Annotated in this window: 14 protein-coding genes and 1 pseudogene; 8 read left to right on the top strand and 7 right to left on the bottom strand. The window is 74.0% G+C overall.

Annotated features, from left to right (window positions below):
• Window positions 1-28: 28 nt before the first annotated feature.
• The 3 genes from NI25_RS32910 to NI25_RS32900 all read right to left on the bottom strand — a co-directional run bounded on the left by NI25_RS32910 (window position 29) and on the right by NI25_RS32900 (window position 2,715).
• Window positions 29-1,162, bottom strand: a complete 1,134-nt coding sequence (locus NI25_RS32910) for an acyl-CoA dehydrogenase family protein (RefSeq protein ID WP_061445944.1) — start codon at window positions 1,160-1,162, stop codon at window positions 29-31.
• 82 nt (window positions 1,163-1,244) lie between these two features.
• The gene (locus NI25_RS32905) at window positions 1,245-2,207 is read right to left on the bottom strand and encodes a bifunctional lysylphosphatidylglycerol flippase/synthetase MprF (protein ID WP_061445943.1); all 963 of its coding nucleotides are present in this window, start codon (window positions 2,205-2,207) and stop codon (window positions 1,245-1,247) included.
• Window positions 2,191-2,715, bottom strand: a complete 525-nt coding sequence (locus tag NI25_RS32900) for a hypothetical protein (RefSeq protein ID WP_061445942.1) — start codon at window positions 2,713-2,715, stop codon at window positions 2,191-2,193. Before NI25_RS32900 ends, NI25_RS32905 begins: the two co-directional genes overlap by 17 nt.
• Before the next feature lie 148 nt (window positions 2,716-2,863).
• Here NI25_RS32900 and NI25_RS32895 point away from each other — a divergent pair, with 148 nt between their 5' ends.
• From NI25_RS32895 to NI25_RS32875, 5 genes are all read left to right on the top strand, one after another.
• The gene (locus NI25_RS32895; RefSeq protein ID WP_199561059.1) at window positions 2,864-4,261 is read left to right on the top strand and encodes a PLP-dependent aminotransferase family protein; all 1,398 of its coding nucleotides are present in this window, start codon (window positions 2,864-2,866) and stop codon (window positions 4,259-4,261) included.
• 180 nt (window positions 4,262-4,441) lie between these two features.
• Entirely contained in the window at window positions 4,442-6,028 is a 1,587-nt protein-coding gene (locus NI25_RS32890) for an alkaline phosphatase D family protein (RefSeq protein WP_061445940.1), read from the top strand.
• 155 nt (window positions 6,029-6,183) lie between these two features.
• A complete protein-coding gene (locus tag NI25_RS32885; protein ID WP_061445939.1) occupies window positions 6,184-7,587 on the top strand; it encodes an SWIM zinc finger family protein in 1,404 nt (467 codons plus the stop codon).
• Window positions 7,584-10,346 carry a DUF6493 family protein gene (locus tag NI25_RS32880; protein WP_078884788.1) on the top strand — a complete coding sequence of 921 codons (2,763 nt, stop codon included), beginning with the start codon at window positions 7,584-7,586 and terminating at the stop codon, window positions 10,344-10,346. Before NI25_RS32885 ends, NI25_RS32880 begins: the two co-directional genes overlap by 4 nt.
• A 115-nt stretch (window positions 10,347-10,461) precedes the next feature.
• Window positions 10,462-11,775 (top strand): GNAT family N-acetyltransferase, encoded by a 1,314-nt coding sequence (locus NI25_RS32875; protein WP_061445938.1) that lies wholly within the window; start codon window positions 10,462-10,464, stop codon window positions 11,773-11,775.
• Between the two features lie 16 nt (window positions 11,776-11,791).
• On the opposite strand, the gene NI25_RS32870 is transcribed toward NI25_RS32875, so the two are convergent.
• On the bottom strand, window positions 11,792-13,015 hold the full coding sequence (locus NI25_RS32870) for a trans-sulfuration enzyme family protein (RefSeq protein WP_061445937.1): 1,224 nt from the start codon (window positions 13,013-13,015) through the stop codon (window positions 11,792-11,794).
• A gap of 59 nt (window positions 13,016-13,074) precedes the next feature.
• On the opposite strand from NI25_RS32870, the gene NI25_RS32865 reads away from it, so the two are divergent.
• Together NI25_RS32865 and NI25_RS32860 are read left to right on the top strand one after the other, a co-directional pair.
• Window positions 13,075-13,572: an Lrp/AsnC family transcriptional regulator gene (locus tag NI25_RS32865; protein ID WP_061445936.1), complete on the top strand. Its 498-nt coding sequence runs from the start codon at window positions 13,075-13,077 to the stop codon at window positions 13,570-13,572.
• Window positions 13,573-13,650: 78 nt separating this feature from the next.
• Window positions 13,651-15,339 carry a DUF885 domain-containing protein gene (locus NI25_RS32860; protein ID WP_061445935.1) on the top strand — a complete coding sequence of 563 codons (1,689 nt, stop codon included), beginning with the start codon at window positions 13,651-13,653 and terminating at the stop codon, window positions 15,337-15,339.
• 19 nt (window positions 15,340-15,358) lie between these two features.
• Here NI25_RS32860 and NI25_RS32855 read toward each other — a convergent pair.
• The 3 genes and pseudogenes from NI25_RS32855 to NI25_RS32845 all read right to left on the bottom strand — a co-directional run bounded on the left by NI25_RS32855 (window position 15,359) and on the right by NI25_RS32845 (window position 17,491).
• A pseudogene (locus tag NI25_RS32855) lies at window positions 15,359-16,203 on the bottom strand (SDR family oxidoreductase).
• A 250-nt stretch (window positions 16,204-16,453) separates the two neighbouring features.
• Entirely contained in the window at window positions 16,454-16,972 is a 519-nt protein-coding gene (locus NI25_RS32850) for an immunity 21 family protein (protein WP_061445934.1), read from the bottom strand.
• Window positions 16,973-16,993: 21 nt separating this feature from the next.
• On the bottom strand, window positions 16,994-17,491 hold the full coding sequence (locus NI25_RS32845) for a rhodanese-like domain-containing protein (RefSeq protein ID WP_061445933.1): 498 nt from the start codon (window positions 17,489-17,491) through the stop codon (window positions 16,994-16,996).
• Between the two features lie 194 nt (window positions 17,492-17,685).
• Between NI25_RS32845 and NI25_RS32840 the strand changes: the two genes are divergently transcribed.
• A complete protein-coding gene (locus NI25_RS32840) occupies window positions 17,686-18,132 on the top strand; it encodes an Lrp/AsnC family transcriptional regulator (protein ID WP_061445932.1) in 447 nt (148 codons plus the stop codon).
• The last annotated feature ends 25 nt before the right edge of the window (window positions 18,133-18,157 follow it).

Genomic DNA, 18,157 nt, shown 5'->3' with positions numbered 1-18,157 from the left:
CCGACGGCGCCCGGCGGCACCCGTGCGGTCAGGCGATGGCGAGCGGGCCGTCGGCCAGGTACGCCGCGAGCGGGCCCGTCATGCGCGAGCGCGACGGCGGGTGCAGGGACAGCCCGTTGGCGCACGCGGCCAGGTGGCCCACCTCGTCGGAGGTCATGAAGTTCAGCCCGCCGAGCAGTTCGACCGCGCGGGGGACGATACGGGCGAGGGCGTCCTGGACGCCGTAGCGCACGCACAGCGACTGGGCGAGGGCCGACTCGTCCAGCTCCCCGGCGTCCACCCGCCGGGCGACGCTCTCCGCCGTGGCCATGGCGGCCTCGGTCTCGACGAAGAGGCGCACGCGTTCGTGCTCGGGGACCCGCTCGTTCAGCAGCACGCGTTCCACCAGTGCGGACGCGGCGCCGAGGTAACTGCCCGTCATCAGCACCTGGAACCAGATCAGGCCGGCGGTCTGGAGCTCGTCGAGGCGGTCGCCGGAGGTGCTCGCGGTGCGCAGAACCAGTTCCGGCGGGACGAGGACGTCGGTGAGCGTGACCTGTTCGCTCTCGGCGCCGGCCAGGAAGGCGCTGGACCAGAAGCCGCTGACGCTCAATCCCTCGCTGTCGGCGGGCACGAGGGCGACGGCGAGTTCGTCGCCCTGCCCGTCCTCGCGCGGGATCACCACGCCGGCGGTGAGCACGTCCATCGAGTGGGCCAGGCTGCACGGCCGTTTGACGCCGTTGATCCGGATGCCGTCGGCGGTGACGGTGGCGCTCATCGACGGGTCCAGGATGCCGGCACCGGGGCGGCCCTCCGCGAACCCGGAGGCGATGACGCGGTTGCCGGCCGCCACGCCCTCGATCAGCATCCATTCCAGGCCGTCGCCGAGGCCGCCGAGACCGACCAGGGTGGCCATGGAGAAGTGGTGCATGGTGGTGGCCACGGCCAGGGACGGCGAGCGGCTGCCGATGGCCCGCTGCACGCGCAGCGCGTCCAGCGCGGTGGCGCCGCGACCCTGGTGGGACTCGGGGACGAGCAGTCCGGGACCGCCGCTGTCCCGGAAGAGGCGGATCCCCGGGCTGCCCGGCCGCTCCAGTTCCATGAGGGGGATCTCGCGCAGGGCGGGGTCCAGGCCGGGCAGCAGCTTGGTGAGGGTGTTGCGTTCACGCTCGAGGAATCTCATGGGCGTGCGATCCTCCTGGGTGGATGAGGGCTCTGCGGTGCGGGCGGGGCGTGCACGGGCACGCCGGTCGGCGCGGCCGTCCTCACACGGCGTTGGTGGCGCGCAGCAGTTGCCAGACGGCGCCGGGGCGGGGCCGGCCGCGGAAGGCGATGTACTCCGGGAGCACCGCGTGCGGAGCCCACTTCTGCTTGTACTCGAGCTGGGAGGCCGCCGGGTAGATCGCCTCGCCGTGCTCGGCGAGCAGGCGGGCGAAGCGGCTGAAGAGGCTGCTGGCGCCCGGCAGTTCGTGGCTCGGGTCGAGTCCGGTGAACGGGGTGAACCCGAAGTGCAGCCAGCCGGCCCCTTCGGCGGTGAGCCGTTCCATGACGGTGGCGTTGAGCGCCTCCATCACGCCGGGCGGCGCGTCGGGGCGGCGACGGCTGAGGTCGTGCAGCATGCCGGGGCGGCTGCCGTAGACCGGCGAGTAGTTCACGTACCCGACCACCTCGCCGTCGATCCGGCCGGCGAACAGACGCCGGTGCCGTTGCAGGCTGCCGGTCCGCTGGCCGACCAGGAACCGCAGCTCCTTGACGTGCCGCCCCTTGTCCCGCAGCCAGCGCCGGTCGATGCGGTCGAGTTCGGCGCAGTCGTCGCCGTCCCGCACCTCCTCGACTTCCAGACCGGCCCGCCGGGCGCGCGAGATCTTGTTCCGCAGACGCACGAACCGCGAGCCGCGCAGCGTGAAGCGGCTCAGGTCCACGGCGTACGAGGCGCCGATCTGGTTGACCGTGAAGCCGTGTGCCGCGTACAGCTCGGCGTCCGCCCGTTGCAGCTGTACGGCGACCAGGCGGCGTCCGGCGTGGGCGGCGAAGGCCTCCAGCAGCCGCGCGCGGTGCTCGGGTGCGGTGAAGGGGCCGCCGAATTGGAGGACGTAGCGGCCCGAAGTGCGGTAGGCGCAGGCGCCGTCGAACCGGTCGTCCTGGAAGTACGAGTTTCCGCTGTTGAGGGCGAGAAAGGAACTGGGGTTGTCACTGTGCGCGGTGAGCGTGTCAAGTACGGACGGCATCGGTACCCTCCACGGAATTCCGTGCCGCACCCCTCGCACCGGGCACACGGGGGCCGCGACGATCCCGCCCGGGCTCATACTTCTGCTCGAACAACCGGAACGCCGGGTTGGTTTGCGGTTCGAAGGCGACACCGAAGGGTTTCAGGGAGTTCCCGAACAGCGCCCGGTCGCCCATGAGGTGGATCGGAAGGGCCAGCAGTGCCCACTCCGGCCGGACGAACAGCGCCCACGCTCCGGCCAGGACACCGGCCGTGACCAGGCTGTGCATCGTGTTGTAGGCCACGTAGTAGCCACGCGGAACCGGCCGGTCCGGGCGCCGTCGGCAGGCGATCGCCCCGGGAACGTATCCGATGGCGTCGATCAGGGTGAACAGCAGCACGAAAACGCCCCAGCGGATTTCCGTACGGTGCTGGACCGCGAGCACGAGCGATACGGCGAGAAAGCCCAGCCATTCGAGTCGGGAGAGAGCGAAGGTGACCTTCGTCTCGAAACGGTTCTTCGCGTCCACGGGCGCTCCTGAATTGCGCGTACGATCCGGGGCCCGGCATCAGCCTGCCCCCTCGCTGTGGTCTGTCACTCCGGTTTACGCACCAGCACGTCCAACCCCTCGTAAAATGGGGGCGATTGGGACGTGTGATCCTCGGGGGGCTCATTACATGACGTCAGCGTGGGAGTTGCTGCTGCCCGCCGCGTCGGCACCGGCACGCGCGCGTGGGCGCGCACTGCAGGAGGCGCTGCGGGACGCGGTCCGCTCGGGCCGGCTCACCGCCGGCACGCGCCTGCCGTCGAGCCGGGACCTCGCGGCCGACCTCGGCGTGTCGCGAGGACTGGTCACGGATGCGTACGAGCAGCTGACGGCCGAGGGCTATCTGCGCAGTGGGCGGGGCGCCGGCACTTGGGTGGGCGACGCGGTGCGAGCCCCACGTCCACGCGCGCGTGATCTCGCGCCGCGCTCCTCCGGCGACCTTGCGGACTTCGTGCCCGGGACGCCGGACCTGTCGCTGTTCCCCCGCTCGGCGTGGGCCGCGGCGCAGCGGAGCGTGCTGACGGACCTGCCGCACGAGAGTCTCGGTTATCCCGATCCGCGGGGGCTGCCCCGGCTGCGGAGCGCCCTGGCCGAGCTGCTCGCGCGGCGCCGGGGCGTGGTGGCGGACCCCGAGCGGATCGTGGTCGTCTCCGGGGTGGCGCAGGCGACCGCGCTGCTGGCGGGCGTGCTCCACGCGCGCGGGATGCACACCGCGGGTGTCGAGGACCCGGGCAGCCCTCAGCACAGCGCGCTGTACGCCTCGGCGGGTGTCGGCACCGTGCCCCTGCCCCTGGACGGCGAGGGACTCGCCCTGGGCCCGCTGCGCGCCTCGGGCGTACGCGTCGTGGTGACGACACCGGCCCACCAGTTCCCCACCGGGATCGCCTACTCGGCCCGGCGCCGTGCCGAACTGCTCACCTGGGCACGGTCCGTGGACGGCCTCGTCCTGGAGGACGACTACGACGGCGACTTCCGCTACGACCGTGCCCCCGTGGGCGCGCTCCAGGGGCTCGATCCGGAACGCGTCGCGTACACAGGCTCGGTGAGCAAGTCCCTCGCCCCGGGGCTGCGGCTGGGCTGGCTGCTGGTGCCGGACTGGCTGGCGGACGACGTCGTCGAGCGCAAGCGCACCACCGACCTGGGACACCCCGCCCTCGACCAGGCGCTCTTCGCCCGCTTCGTCGAGCACGGCGACTACGACCGCCAGCTCCGCGTCTGCCAGCGCGCCTACCGGGAGCGCCGCGACACCCTGGTCGCGGCGCTGGCCGAGCACTTCCCCGGCGCGCGGGTCACCGGCATCGCGGCCGGCCTGCACGCGATCGCCACGCTTCCCGGGCGGCACGGTCCCGAGGAGCGCTTCCTCGCGCGCGTGAGGGAGGCGGGCGTCGCGGTGCGCCCGCTGACGGCCTACGGGCACGGCGGGGCGGCCGCAGCGCCTGCGAGGGAGGTGCGGCTGGTTCTCGGCTACGCGCATGTGACCCCGGGACGGATCCGGGCGGGGGTGGCGAGGATGGCGCAGGCCGTGTGACGCGGCGCGCCAGCCTCGCGCGCGGGTGCACAGGCCCACGGGACGTGCGTCGCTCGCTCGTCCGGGTTGTTCACCCGGAATTTCCGTGGGCGCCGCGCCGTGCCAGTAGGTCTGGCTCTGCACCATTGGCCCGAACGCACCCCGGCAACGGGCCGGATCCCGTCCCCTGGAGGCGCCTCCATGTCACCACGTCCGTTGCCCGGCCGCCGCAGCGTGCTGCGCGGTTCGCTCGCCGCGTCGGCGGCCCTGACCCTGCCCACCGCCCTCGGGGCGGCGCCGGCGTTCGCCCGTTCGGGGCGGCCGGGGGCGGGCTGGGGCGTGCAGACGGGAGACGTGACCTCCCACTCCGGTCTGGTGTGGGTGCGGTCCGACCGGCCGGCCCGGATGATCGTCGAGACGTCCGCGACCGAGTCGTTCCGCCGCCCGCACCGGTGGCACGGCCCGCTGCTCGGAGGCGACACCGACTTCACCGGCACCACCCGGCTGCGCGGGCTGCCGCCGGGCGAGCAGATCCACTACCGGGTGCTCCTGGCCGACCCGGACGATCCGCGCCGCACCGGCGAGCCGGTCACCGGCACCTTCCGCACCGTGCCGGTCCGCCGGCGCGACGGCGTGCGGTTCGTGTGGTCCGGCGATCTCGCGGGCCAGGGCTGGGGCATCAACCCCGACCTCGGCGGCTACCGCATCTACGACGCCATGGGCGCCCTGGACCCCGACTTCTTCCTGTGCAGCGGGGACAACATCTACGCCGACGGCCCCATCCCGGAGACGGCCGCCCTGCCCGACGGCGGCACCTGGCGGAACATCACGACCGAGGAGAAGTCCAAGGTCGCCGAGACGCTCGCCGAGTTCCGGGGCAACTTCCGCTACAACCTGCTCGACGAGAACCTGCGGCGCTTCAACGCCCGGGTTCCGTCGATCGTCCAGTGGGACGACCACGAGGTCCGCAACAACTGGTACCCGGGGCAGGTGATCGCGGCCACGGACGACCGCTACACCGAGAAGAGCGTCGACGTCCTGGCCGCCCGCGCCCGGCGCGCGTTCGCCGAGTACTTCCCGGTCTCCACCCTGCGCCCCGGCGCGCGCGAGGGGCGTGTGCACCGGGTGCTGCGCCAGGGCCCGCTCCTCGACGTGTTCGTGCTGGACATGCGGACGTACCGCAACGCCAACTCCCCCGGCGGCCAGACCGTGGACCCGCAGGGCATCCTGGGCCGCGAGCAGTTGGAGTGGCTCAAGCGGGAGCTGGCCCGGTCCCGCGCGGTGTGGAAGGTGATCGCGGCGGACATGCCCATCGGGCTCGTCGTGCCGGACGCGACCGAGGGCGCACCCAACATCGAGGCGATCGCACAGGGGGATCCCGGCGCACCTCTGGGGCGCGAGCTCCAGATCGCCGAGCTGCTGCGCTTCGTCAAGCACCGCCGGATCACCGGCACGGTGTGGCTGACGGCCGACGTGCACCACACCTCGGCCCAGCACTACCAGCCGTCGCGGGCCGCGTTCGACGACTTCGAACCGTTCTGGGAGTTCGTGTCCGGGCCGCTCAACGCGGGCGCGTTCCCGGCCAGCGAGCTGGACGGAACCTTCGGTCCCGAACGGGTCTTCGTGAAGGCGCCGACGGCGTCGAACGTCTCGCCCGCGGGCGGATACCAGTTCTTCGGCGAGGTCGACATCGACGGCGACAGCGCCGAGATGACGGTGCGGCTGCGCGAGCAGGACGGCACGGTGCTGTTCACGAAGGTGCTGCGGCCGGGCCGGGTCGGCCAGTAGTCCCGTATAGCCTGTCGGTGGGCCGCGCACCGGCGTCATCCCCCGGTGCGCGGCCCGCCCTGCCCCCTCGCGCGACGCGCGATTCGACTTCCCCGCCTTCGCGGCCGTTTCCGCAGGCCGGAGCGATTGTCAGTGGGCGCCTCTACGGTTTTTCCATGACGCGATCTTTGCAGGCCGTGGCCTATCGACGACCCTCCGTACTGGAATCCGCGGCGGGCGGACAGTGCCTGGGACTGGAGACCTCCCAGGGGGCGACGCCCGCCGGTGCCGTGGACCATCCGCGGTTCTTCGCGGGGTTTCTGACATCGCCCCGGAAGGCGTCCGCGGGCCTGCTCGCGGTGGCCGACGTGGCGGCCGCCCGGTACTACCAGCCGCAGTTGCGCGCCTCTCTCGACCCGGTGGTGACGGGCAGCGGCGACCGGCTCCGTTTCGAGTCCTTCTCCGGCTGCGGCGGGGTTTACGCCCGTCTGGACGTGCTGGAGGCGGGCCTCGACGGCGGCGAGGTCGGGCACGGCACGACGAACGTCGACGTCAACGACCCGTTGCGCGAAGCCCTGTCGCGGATCGGCGCCGACGATCCGCTGCACCTGCGGGTGGGCCCCGAGGAGCTGGCCGTGACCACGCTGGACGGTCCGGTGGTGGAGAAGAAGGTGCCGCTGCCCGACCGGTGGCTGCGCGGATTCGCCGAGGCCCAGGTCATAGCGGCCGGCTTCGACCTGCGGGCCGAAATGGACGCGGCCGAGGCGGTGCGTTTCCTGCGGGCGCTGCCCCGCGGCGGCAGGAGCGGGGCGGCCGGACTCCGGTGGGTGGTGCCCTCCGGGCGTTCGCTGCGGCCGACGACGCGTGCGGTGCCCGGCGCGGTGTGCCTGCCCGGTCCGGAGCGGTTGGCCGCCCTGCGCCGCGTGCTGCGGCACGCCACGGCGCTGCGGGTCTACGGGCCCGCGGTCGCCTCGGGCGCCGCCGCCACGGCCTCCGCCTGGGAGGTTCTCATGCCGGGCATGCGCCTCACCCTCACCCTGTCCCCCGACGCCGCACGCGGGTTCTCCGGCGAGGGCGGTGTCCTGGACGCGCTCGCCACCGACGAGGCCGCGGCGGACGCGGAACTGGTCTCGGTGCTCCTCGCCTGGGAGCCGCGGATCGACATCGCCGACCTGGCCGCCGCCTCGGGACTGACCGCGGAGCGGGTGCGCGCGGCGCTGGTCCGCCTGGGCACGTCCGGGCGCGTCGGGTACGACACGGCGGAGGCGGCCTACTTCCACCGGGAGCTGCCGTACGACGCGGAGCGCGTGGAGCGCCACAATCCCCGGCTGCGTTCGGCCCGCGCCCTGGTGGCGGCGGGCGCGGTCGCTCTGGACGGCCCGGTCGCGGCGGTCACGGCCGACGACGGTCATGTGCACCGGGTGCGCGAGGAGGCGGGGGTGCTCTCGTGCAGCTGCCTGTGGTGGGCCAAGTACCGGGGCGGACGCGGTCCGTGCAAGCACGCGCTGGCGGTGCGGATGGTACGGCGGGGAGCCGACGGGGCGCAGGGGACGGTTCGGATCGACGGGGGCTCGCGATGACGACGACGGTGACGGCTGCGAGTGCGGTTGCGACGGCGACGGCGACGGCGACGGCGACGGCGACAGCGACTGTGGCCGCAGACACGGACACGGCGGGGCTGCTGGTGGCGGCGGTGCGAGCGGGGCGGACCGCCGAGGTCGTGTCGTTGCTCGACGGCATGACCGACACCGAGCGGCGCGCTTGCTTCCCCCGGTTGAAGGCTCTCCGCCAGGAGCTGAGGACGGAGCGCTGGTCCGCGGAGTCCCGCCGGGCCCTCCCGGCCCTGCACGCCGCCGGGGCCGCCTGCCAGACCGGTGCGGCGGCCGTGGCGAACTGGCTCGCGGCCGTCGACATGCGCTGGTCGCAGGCGTCACCGGCGGTCCTGCTGCACGTACTGGGCGACCGGGACGCCGGGTGGCTGGCCGACGTGGTGCACCGGCTCGCCCGGCGCCCGGCGGCGTCCAACGTGTCGTACGAGCTGATGGCCGGCCTCGTGCGGTTGTCCGGCTGCCCGGTGCCGACGACGGAGGCGTACGTCCATGGCTGGTTGCTCCACATCGGTGGCGGTCGGCAACGCGGTGGCACGCTCCGCGACCGCCTGCGCCGGGACCCGCACCTGGCGGAGATGGTGGCCGCCGTCTTCCGCACCGAAGGCGTCGGCGCGCGGTTGGGGTGGCTGTCCGGCGACGGACCGGACGGCTGGACCAGCGCGCTGGCCGAGCTGACCGCCGAGGGCGCGCTCGACCGGCGGTCGATGGTCGACGCGTGCGTGGCCCGACTGCTGCGCGGTGGCGTGCCGGCCGAACCGCGGGTGTTCCTGCGCCTGTTGCACGCCCTCTCGCTCACCCGCGACGAGGAGCGGCGGCGGACGGCCGACTGGACGGCGCTCGCCTCGGACGCGGTGCCGGCGGTGGCCTCCCACGCCCAGTCGGTGCTGGGCGCCCTGGCCCTGGCCGGAGAGCTGCCGCCGCGGCAGTTGGCGGAGGTGACCGAAGCGGTGCTGTTCCGCACGGAGAAGAAGCTCGTGCGGGCGCAGCTCGTGCTGCTGGGAAAGGTACTGGCCCGGGACGGCGCCGCGGCGACCGTGCTGCTGCCGGCCGCCGCCCAGGCGTTCGGGCACGAGGACTCCGACGTGCAGGACCGGGCCCTGAAGCTGGTCGAGCGGCACGTCGGCAGGGTCACCGACCAGGAGGTCCGCAGGGAACTGGCCGAGGCGGCGGAGCAGTTGATTCCCGCCCTGCGGTCACGGGCGGTCCGCACGCTGGGAGCGGCCCCGGCCGACGCCCGGCCCGTGGCTCACGAGGAGGTGCTGCCCGCCGTCCCGGAGCGGGTGCGGCTGGCTCCCGCTCCCACTACGGCGGTCGAGGTCGCCGAGGAGACCGGCGCGCTGCTGGCCTCGGGAGGTGACGTGGCCGACTTCGAGCGTGCCCTGGACGGGCTGGTCCGGCACGCGCACCGGGACCGCAAGGCCCTGCTGGACGCCCTCGAACCGGTCGTCGCCCGCCGCTGGTGGGCCGAGCGGGAACGGCGGCTCGGCCACCCGTCGGACGACTTCTTCGCTCGGCGTCACGAACTCTTCGACGGTGAGCGCGCCCTCGACCTCCTCCTCGCGACCCTGTACGGGAAGGTGAGGACGGACACCTTGCACCGGGCAGTCCGGGACGGGGTGCCGAACTCCGGCTGTGTGCACAACTCGCTCGCCCGCGCCTTCGAGGCCAGGATGTGGGAGGTGGCGTACCGGCTGCGCACGGATCCGCTGCCCTTCCTGCTGGCCACCCCCACCTGGGGCACGGGTCTGCTCGAACCGGACGACCTGGTGGACCGTCTGGACGCCTGCCGGCGCGCGGGCGTCTGGGTCGCCGTGGTCGACTTCGGCCAGGCACTCCTGCGGGTGCGCCGGGACGACCGGGCGGCGGCGGTGGCGGCGGCGGAACGGGCGGCAGCCCTCGGGACCGAGGAAGGCGAGCGGCTCGCACGCCTGCTGACCGCCGAGCGGACCGCCCCTGCCACGACCCGGCGGACGGCGGACGCCCGCATCCTGGTGGAAGTCGGCGAGGTGCCCGAACTGCGGGCGGAGGAGTTTCCCTACGCCCTCCGGCTGCTGGGCCGCCCGGCGAGCCCCTCCGCGGACCGCTGGTACTGCAGCCACTGGAGCGACGCGATACGGCGGCACTGGCTCGCCCTGCTGCCCGAGCGGCCGGAGCTGGTGGCCGCCCGGCTGCTGCGCGACGTGTCCCAGGTGGCCGTGGACGACCAGCGGGGCGCCGCCGCGGCGGTACTGCCCCATCTCGCCGACGCGGACGGCGAGGCGGGCGAATCCGTGCACCTGTGCGTGGCGTACGGGCTGGGTGCGCGGCACTCCGAGGACCGGCTCGCCGCCGTGGACGCACTGCTGATGCTGGCGGCGCGCGGCCGGCTGGACCCGGACCGGCTGGGCGCGGACCTCGGGCAGTTGGTGCGGCGCGGTGCGGTGAAGCCGGTGCGGCTCGCCGACGCGGTGCGCACCGCCGCGGCGACGGGTGCGCAGGCCACGGTGTGGGCGGTCCTGCGGCGGGTGCTGCCCGTGCTGCTCGCCGACCTCGCCACCGGCGGCACGACGACGTCCTCGGCCCGTGGGCTCGGTGACCTGCTGACCGTGGCGGCCGAGTGTGCGGAACGGACGGGCGCGCAGGGGGAGCTGCCCCACCTGCCGGGGGTGGCGGACCGGCGCGGCACGTCACGGCTGGTGACGCAGGCGCGGCGACTGCGGGAGGCGCTGGCGGCGCCCGCGGCGGCCTGACCCCGGCCTGCCCGAAAGGGTGGAAAACGGCCCAGAAGCCTTCTTTACCCAGCGGTCACAGAGCGTTCGCGATCACGCAACACCGTTCCCTCACAGTGAGTGCATGAGTCGAGACATGTCTGATGTGACGGATGCCGTGGCACACCTCGCCGAACACGGCACCGCGGTGCCCGCCATGGTGCTGGCCTCGGTGGCGGCACTGATCGTCACGGCGGGCCTCCGCACCCGGTGGTCACGACGCCACGGGCACGCGCCGCCCGCGGACGATACCGGCGCCCGGCCGCCGACCGACGAGCGGCCGGCCGGGCCCGGGCGGACCGAACGGGAGGGCGGCGGGAGCGCGTTGTGGCGGATGCGGACGACGGTGCGGGACGAGCCGGGATCGCTGGCCGTGCTGTGCGCGGCCCTCGCCGAGGGGCGGATCGACATCCTGAGTCTGCAGACGCACCCACTGGCCGAGGGCACGGTGGACGAGTTCCTGCTCCGCGCCCCGGGTGAGCTGAGCGGGACCGAGCTGGTCGACGTGGTGACGGCGGCGGGCGGTGCGCGGACCTGGACGGAGCGTGCGGACGCCCACGACCTGGTGGACGCGCCGACCCGGGTGCTGGGCCTGGCCACCCGCACGGCCTTGGACGCCGCCGAGCTGCCGCTGGCGTTGAGGCAGTTGCTGGGCAGGTGCACCATCCGGTCCCTGCCCGCCACCGCCGGGGCCGAGGTCGCCGAGACCGTGCCTCCGGAGGGCGCGCTGGAGGACACCGTGCTGCGCCTGCGCGCCCCGGAGGGCGGGGCCATCAGCGTGGAGCGTCCCCATCTGCCGTTCACCCCGGCCGAGTTCGCGCGGGCGCGGGCCCTGGTCGAGCTGGACGCCCGGCTCGGTCCGCGGATCCCGCGCGGCCGCGACGTGCTGACGCTTCCCGAGGGGAGCGACATCACGGTCCGCCGGGCCGACACGCGTGACGTCCCGGCCGCCAAGGCGATGCACGAGCGCTGCTCGGCACGGACACTCGGGCTGCGCTATCACGGCCCGGTCCGGGACGCCGACCGGTATCTCGGCCACCTGCTGAGCCCGCGCTTCGGCCGCACCCTCGCCGTGCAGACCGCCTCCGGGCGGATCGTGGGGCTCGGACACCTGCTGTGGGACGGGGACGAGACGGAGGTCGCACTGCTCGTCGAGGACGCGTGGCAGCGTCGCGGCATCGGTGGCGAACTCCTGGGCCGGCTCGTCGCGATGGCGGCGGAGACGGGGTGCGAGAGCGTGTACGCGGTGACGCAGGCGTCCAACACCGGCATGGTCGCCGCGATGCGCGGCCTGGGTCTCCCCCTCGACTACCAGATCGAGGAGGGGACCCTGGTCGTCACGGCCCGCCTGGACCCCTCCGCCCGGTCCGCGGCACACCTGCCGCAGGGTGACCCGGTCGGCCGGGAGTGAGTGCCGACAGGCGCGGTCACTCGGCCCGTGACAGCGCCTGTCGCAGCGGAATCGCGCCGGCCGGCCGCTCCCCCAGCGCCCGGTCCAGGTCGGCCCACAGGTCGTCGACGTCCTCGAGGCCGACCGACATCCGCAGCAGCCGGTCGCCGACTCCGGCATCCCGGCGGTCGTCCGCGTCCACGATCCGGTGACTGATGGACGCCGGGTGCTGGATGAGCGTGTCCACGCTGCCGAGGCTCACGGCCGGGGTGATCAGCCGGACACCGCCGATGACCTCGTGCGGGTCGCCGTGGACCTCGAAGGAGACCATCGCGCCGCCGATGCGCGGGTAGTGGACGCGGGCCACCCGCGGGTCGGCGGCCAGCCGACCGGCCAGCTCGGCGGCGTTGGCGGAAGCGGCGCGCACCCGGACGGGCAGGGTGGACAGTCCCCGCAGCAGCAGGTAGCCGGCCAGCGGGTGCAGCACTCCACCGGTGGCGAAGCGGACCTGCCGCAACCGCCCTGCGAACTCCTCGTCGCAGGCGACCACTCCGGCCAGCACGTCCCCGTGCCCGCCGAGGTACTTGGTGGCGCTGTGCAGCACCAGCCGGGCGCCGTGCTCGGCCGGACGCTGGAGCACGGGCGTGGCGAAGGTGTTGTCCACGAGCAGCGGCACCGATCCGCAGGCGTGGGCGACGGCCCGGAGGTCGACCTCGGCCAGGGTCGGGTTGGCCGGCGACTCCACGAGCACCAGGCCCGTGTCCGGGCGCAGCGCGTCCGCGACGCCCGCCGGGTCGGTCCAGGTGACCTCGGACCCGAGCAGCCCGGCGGTCAGCAGGTGGTCGCTGCAGCCGTACAGGGGCCGTACGGCGACGACGTGCCGCAGCCCCATCGAGCCGCGGACCAGCAGGACCGCGCTCAGCGCGGCCATGCCGCTGGCGAAGGCGACGGCGGCCTCGGTCCCCTCCAGCCGGGCCAGCGCCGTCTCGAAGCGGGCGACGGTCGGGTTGCCCAGTCGGCCGTAGACCGGCGGCCCGTCCGGCTCGGCGCCGGTCGTGGCGAAGGCGTCGATGCGGGCGGCCTCGCCCCGGCTGTCGTACGACGGGTAGGTCGTGGACAGGTCGATGGGCGGGGCGTGCAGTCCCTGGCCGGCGAGGTCGTCGCGGCCGGCGTGCACGGCCTCGGTGGCCAGTGCCCGCCCGGTGGGTGCGGTGGTGCGTACGTCGTCGGGTGGTGACGCGTGCGTGCGCGCTGAGTCCATGGCCGAAGAGTGAACACCGACCGGCCTGATGGGACGCCCTACCGTGCTACGTTCGGGACATGGGCGAATCCGTCGTACTGGATCCGGTCGATCTTCATCTGCTGCGGCTGCTGCAGAACGACGCCCGGGCCACCTACCGCGATCTCGCCGCCCAGGTCGGTGTCGCCCCGTCGACGTGTCTGGACCGGGTGGCCCGGCTGCGGCGGGCCGGGGTGATCCTCGGCCATCGGCTCGAACTGGACCCGGCGAAGCTGGGCCGCGGCCTCCAGGCACTGCTGCTGGTGCAGGTGCGCCCGCACCGGCGGGAGCTGGTCGGCCCGTTCGTCGACCGGATCCGGGCCCTGCCCGAGTCACGCACCGTCTTCCACCTCACCGGGCCGGACGACTACCTCGTGCATGTCGCGGTCGCGGACATGACGGATCTGCAGCGGCTGGTCCTGGACGAGTTCACGTCGCGGCGTGAGGTGGCCCGGGTCGAGACCCGGCTGATCTTCCAGCAGTGGGAGTGCGGACCCCTGCTGCCGTCGGCCGCGTCGGCTCCCGGGGCCACGCCCTGAGCGAAATCCGGCCGCCCGGGCCGTCGGGCCCGCCCCGCAGGGCTGACGCGGCACCGGTATCCGTATGAGGATGTCCGCATGTCAGAGACGAACAGCCCGCTGCCCCGCGAGGTCGCCGACGCCTACGTCGACGAGCTCATCGCCCTCGACCCGGTCACCGGTACCTATCTCGGTGTCGCGGAGAGTTCCAGCCGTCTGCCCGACTTCTCGCCCGCGGGGCAGGAGGCCCTCGCGGAACTGGCCCGCACCACCCTGGCCCGGCTGGCCGAGGCGGAGCGCCGGCCGGGTGGCGACAGCGACGTGGAGCGGCGCTGCGCGCGGCTGCTGCGCGAGCGTCTGACGGCCGAACTCGCGGTGCACGAGGCCGACGAAGGCCTGCGCTCGGTCGGCAACATGGGCACCGCCGCCCACTCGGTGCGCGAGGTCTTCACCCTCACCCCGACCCGGACCGAGGAGGACTGGGCCCGGATCGCCGAGCGGCTGCGCGCGGTGCCGGCGGCGTTCGCGGGCTACCGCGAGTCCCTGTCACTGGGCCTGGAGCGCGAGCTGTACGCGGCACCGCGTCCGACCGCCACGTTCGTCGAGCAGCTCGGCGAGTGGGCGGACACGGGTGAGGGACGTGGCTGGTTCGAGGACTTCGCCGCCGACGGCCCCGAGGCGCTGCGCACGGAGCTGGACGAGGCCGCGCGGGCCGCGACCGCTGCCGTGGTCGAGCTGCGGGACTGGATGCGCGACGTGTACGCCCCGGCGATCGAGGGCGCCCCGAACACGGTGGGCCGCGAGCGCTACGCCCGCTGGTCGCGCTACTACAACGGCACGGACCTGGACCTGGACGAGGCCTACGCGTACGGCTGGGAGGAGTACCACCGCCTGCTGGCCGAGATGAAGGCGGAGGCCGAGAAGATCCTGCCGGGCGCCGAGACGCCGTGGGTGGCGCTGGCGCACCTGGACGAGCACGGCAGGCACATCGAGGGCGTCGACGAGGTCCGCGACTGGCTGCAGGGCCTGATGGACCAGGCCATCGAGCAGCTGGACGGCACCCACTTCGAACTCGCGGAGCGGGTGCGGAGGGTGGAGTCGCGCATCGCCCCGCCCGGCAGCGCGGCGGCGCCGTACTACACGTCCCCGTCGGAGGACTTCTCCCGCCCCGGCCGCACCTGGCTGCCGACGATGGGCCAGACCCGCTTCCCCGTGTACGACCTGGTCTCCACCTGGTACCACGAGGGCGTCCCGGGCCACCACCTCCAGCTGGCGCAGTGGACCCACGTCGCGGACGACCTCTCCCGCTACCAGGCGTCCGTGGGCATGGTCAGCGCCAACGCAGAGGGCTGGGCGCTGTACGCGGAGCGGCTGATGGACGAGCTGGGCTACCTCACCGACGCCGAGCAGCGCCTCGGCTACCTGGACGCGCAGATGATGCGGGCCGCCCGCGTCATCGTGGACATCGGCATGCACCTGGAGCTGGAGATCCCGGCGGACTCGCCCTTCCACCCGGGTGAGCGCTGGACGCCGAAGCTGGCGCAGGAGTTCTTCGGCGCGCACAGCAGCCGCCCGGCGGACTTCGTGGAGAGCGAGCTGACCCGGTACCTGACCATCCCGGGCCAGGCGATCGGCTACAAGCTCGGCGAGCGGGCCTGGCTCCTCGGCCGGGAGAAGGCCCGCGAGCGGCACGGCGACTCCTTCGACCTGAAGGCGTGGCACATGGCGGCCCTCTCGCAGGGCTCGCTGGGCCTGGACGACCTGGTGGACGAACTGTCGCGGCTGTGAGGCCCGTTCAGGTCGGCGCTCAGCGCCGGAAGCCGCCCTCCGAGTCGACGACCTGACCCGTGACCCACTCCGCCTCGTCCGTGGCCAGCCACGCGATGAGGCGGGCGGGGTCGTCGGGCATGCCCCACCGGCCGGCGGGGAAGAGCGCGGCGACCGCGTGTAGTCCTCGCCGGTGAGGTAGTCGGTGTCCACGGGGCCGGGGTTGACCGCGTTCACGGTGACGGCGTGCTCGGCGAGGGCGGTGGACAGGGAGCGCGTGACCGACGCCAGCGCGCCCTTCTGCAGCGCGTAGGCGATCTCCCCGGGCATGCCGCCCGCGATGTCCTGACCGGAGGTCATCATCACGACGCGTCCGCCGGGGGTGCGCGGCGGCAGTGCGGCACGGCGGCGGGCGTAGGCCTGGATCAGCAGCAGCACCGAGCGGGTGTCGACCTGCCAGTGCGCGTCGAGCATGGCGGCGTCGATGGTGTCGAGGGTGCCGTCGGAGCCGCTGAGCGCGTGGTTGGCGACGAGGATGTCCAGTCGTCCGCCGAGTGCTTCGGCGGCGGTGTCGACGAGTTCGCCGGGAGCTTCGGGGCGGGTGAGGTCGCCGGGGCCCGCGTGCACGGCGGCGTCGGGGTCGCCGAGCGCCGCGCGTACGGAGGCGGCCACGTCCTCGGGGCGGTCGGCGCCCCAGGGCATGGCGGCGTCGTGCGGGACGTGGTGGTGGAGGTAGACGCTCGCTCCGTAGGCGGCGAGCCGCCGGGCCACGGCGTGGCCGATGCCGCCGCGCCGGCTGGCTCCGGTGACGAGGGCGGTGCGGCCGCGCAGCGGCAGCGGGTCGCGGCGCAGGTCTTCGGGGGCAGGCTGGGGAAGTCGTGGCACGGTCACCCATGATGGGCGGGCCGCGACCGTCCCGCACGTCAATATCGTTACCGGCCGCCGCCCGGCGAGCCGCCGCTGGTGGTCCGCACCTCGGCACCCGGCGGCGGCCGGCGAGCCCAGCGAGCGGCCCGCACCGCGGTCGTCCCCCGCCGTCGGCCGACGAGCCCCCCCAGGTGACCAGCACCTCACCGTCCTCCCCGGCCGTCAGCCGACAGACCCGCGAGCGGCCCGCACGTCACTGCCGTCCCGGCTACCGGTCGGCGAGCCGCCGCAGGTGTACGAGGCTCAGCCAGGTCTCCGGTCCCGGGCGCACCTCCGCCGCGCGCACCGCGTACCGGCCGGACCGCAGCGCGACCCGTGCCCGGCCGGCGCGGTCCGATGCGGCGCCGGGCCAGGCGGCGTCGAACAGGAGCACGGGCCCGGGCACGTGCCAGGACACCTCGGACTCCCACTCGGCCGCGGCGAGCGCGGCGGGGACGCCCGCCAGCACCTCGTCCTCCGTGTCCGCGGCACACCAGCGCACGAAGGTGCCGTGGTCGGGCAGATAGGCGGTGGCGGCGGGTTCGTCGCCGAGTACCAGCGCGGTGGAGTCGCCGACGGGAAGCAGCCCGACGTGGCCGTCGACCTCGCAGGCCCGGTCGTAGTCGGAGTCCGTCTCCTCGCCGTCGGCGCCGGTCCAGAACGGCAGGACCGTCTCCGGGACCGCGATCAGCGGTCCTCCGCCCGACTCGACCCACTCCACCCGGCCCGGCTCCGCGTATCGCACCATGCGGCAGAACCTACACGCCGTTCAGCAACCGCAGTCGGCCGCGTCCACCGGAACGGTCAAGGGGTCGGCGGCGGGGTGCTCCACACCCCGCCACGACTCGAACTCGAGGCCCTCGCGCACCCAGTACTCGAAGCCGCCGAGCATCTCCTTGACCGGGTACCCGAGTTCGGCGAGGGCCAGGGCGGCGCGCGCAGCACCGTTGCAGGCGGGGCCCCAGCAGTAGGTGACCACCGGCACGGCCGGGTCGAGGAGCCGGCCGTGCCGTTCGGCGACGAGCGCGGTCGGCAGGTGGACGGCACCGGGGACGTGCCCCTGGTCCCAGGATTCGGTGGACCGGCAGTCGACGAGCACGAAACCGGGGTCGCCGCCGGCCGTGAGCGCGGCGGCGACGTCGGAGACATCCGTGTGGAAGGCGAGGCTCGCACGGAAGTACGCGGCGGCCTCGGCGACCGGTGCGGGGGCGACGCGCAGGACGGGGTTCGCGTGCGGGACGGCGTGGGTGGTGGTGCTGGTGCTCATGGGCCGAGCTCTCCTCGGTGGATCTGCCGGTCGGGGACGTGCGCCGGGAATCGGTGGCTCAGGGATCTTCCGCTCAGGGAGCTTCCGCTCAGGACTCTTTCGCTCAGGAATCTACGGTTCGCATCGCCCCGCCTGAAGGGCGTTTCCCCGGCCCACTCCTTGTTTCACCGGCGATTCCCTGCTATCCATCCCGGATGACCGAGTATTCCCCGGACAGTGTCGACTGGCTCATCCTGGACGCCCTCCAGCGGGACGGGCGGGCCAGTTTCGCCGAGCTGGCCCGCGCCGTCTCGATGTCCGCGAGCGCGGTGACGGAGCGGGTACGGCGGCTGGAGGAGGCCGGGATCATCCAGGGGTACACGGCGGTCGTCGACCCCGAGCGGCTGGGGCTGCTGATCCTGGCGTTCGTGCGGCTGCGCTACCCGGTCGCCAACTACAAGCCGTTCCACGACCTGGTCGCGGTCATGCCGGAGATCCTGGAGGCGCACCACGTCACGGGCGACGACTGCTTCGTCGTCAAGGTCGCGGCGCGCTCGATGCGACACCTGGAGGAGGTGTCCGGCCGGATCAGCGCCCTCGGCTCGGTCACCACGAGCGTCGTCTACTCCTCACCGCTCCCCCGCCGTCCCCTGGGCCGCTGAATCCGGTGCGGCCGACGGGACGGGG

It is taken from the genome of Streptomyces sp. CCM_MD2014, assembly GCF_000772045.1.
GTDB classification, from domain to species: Bacteria; Actinomycetota; Actinomycetes; order Streptomycetales; family Streptomycetaceae; genus Streptomyces; species Streptomyces salinarius.
Note: the sequence above shows the minus strand (reverse complement) of the source record. Positions and strands in the feature narration are given on the sequence as shown.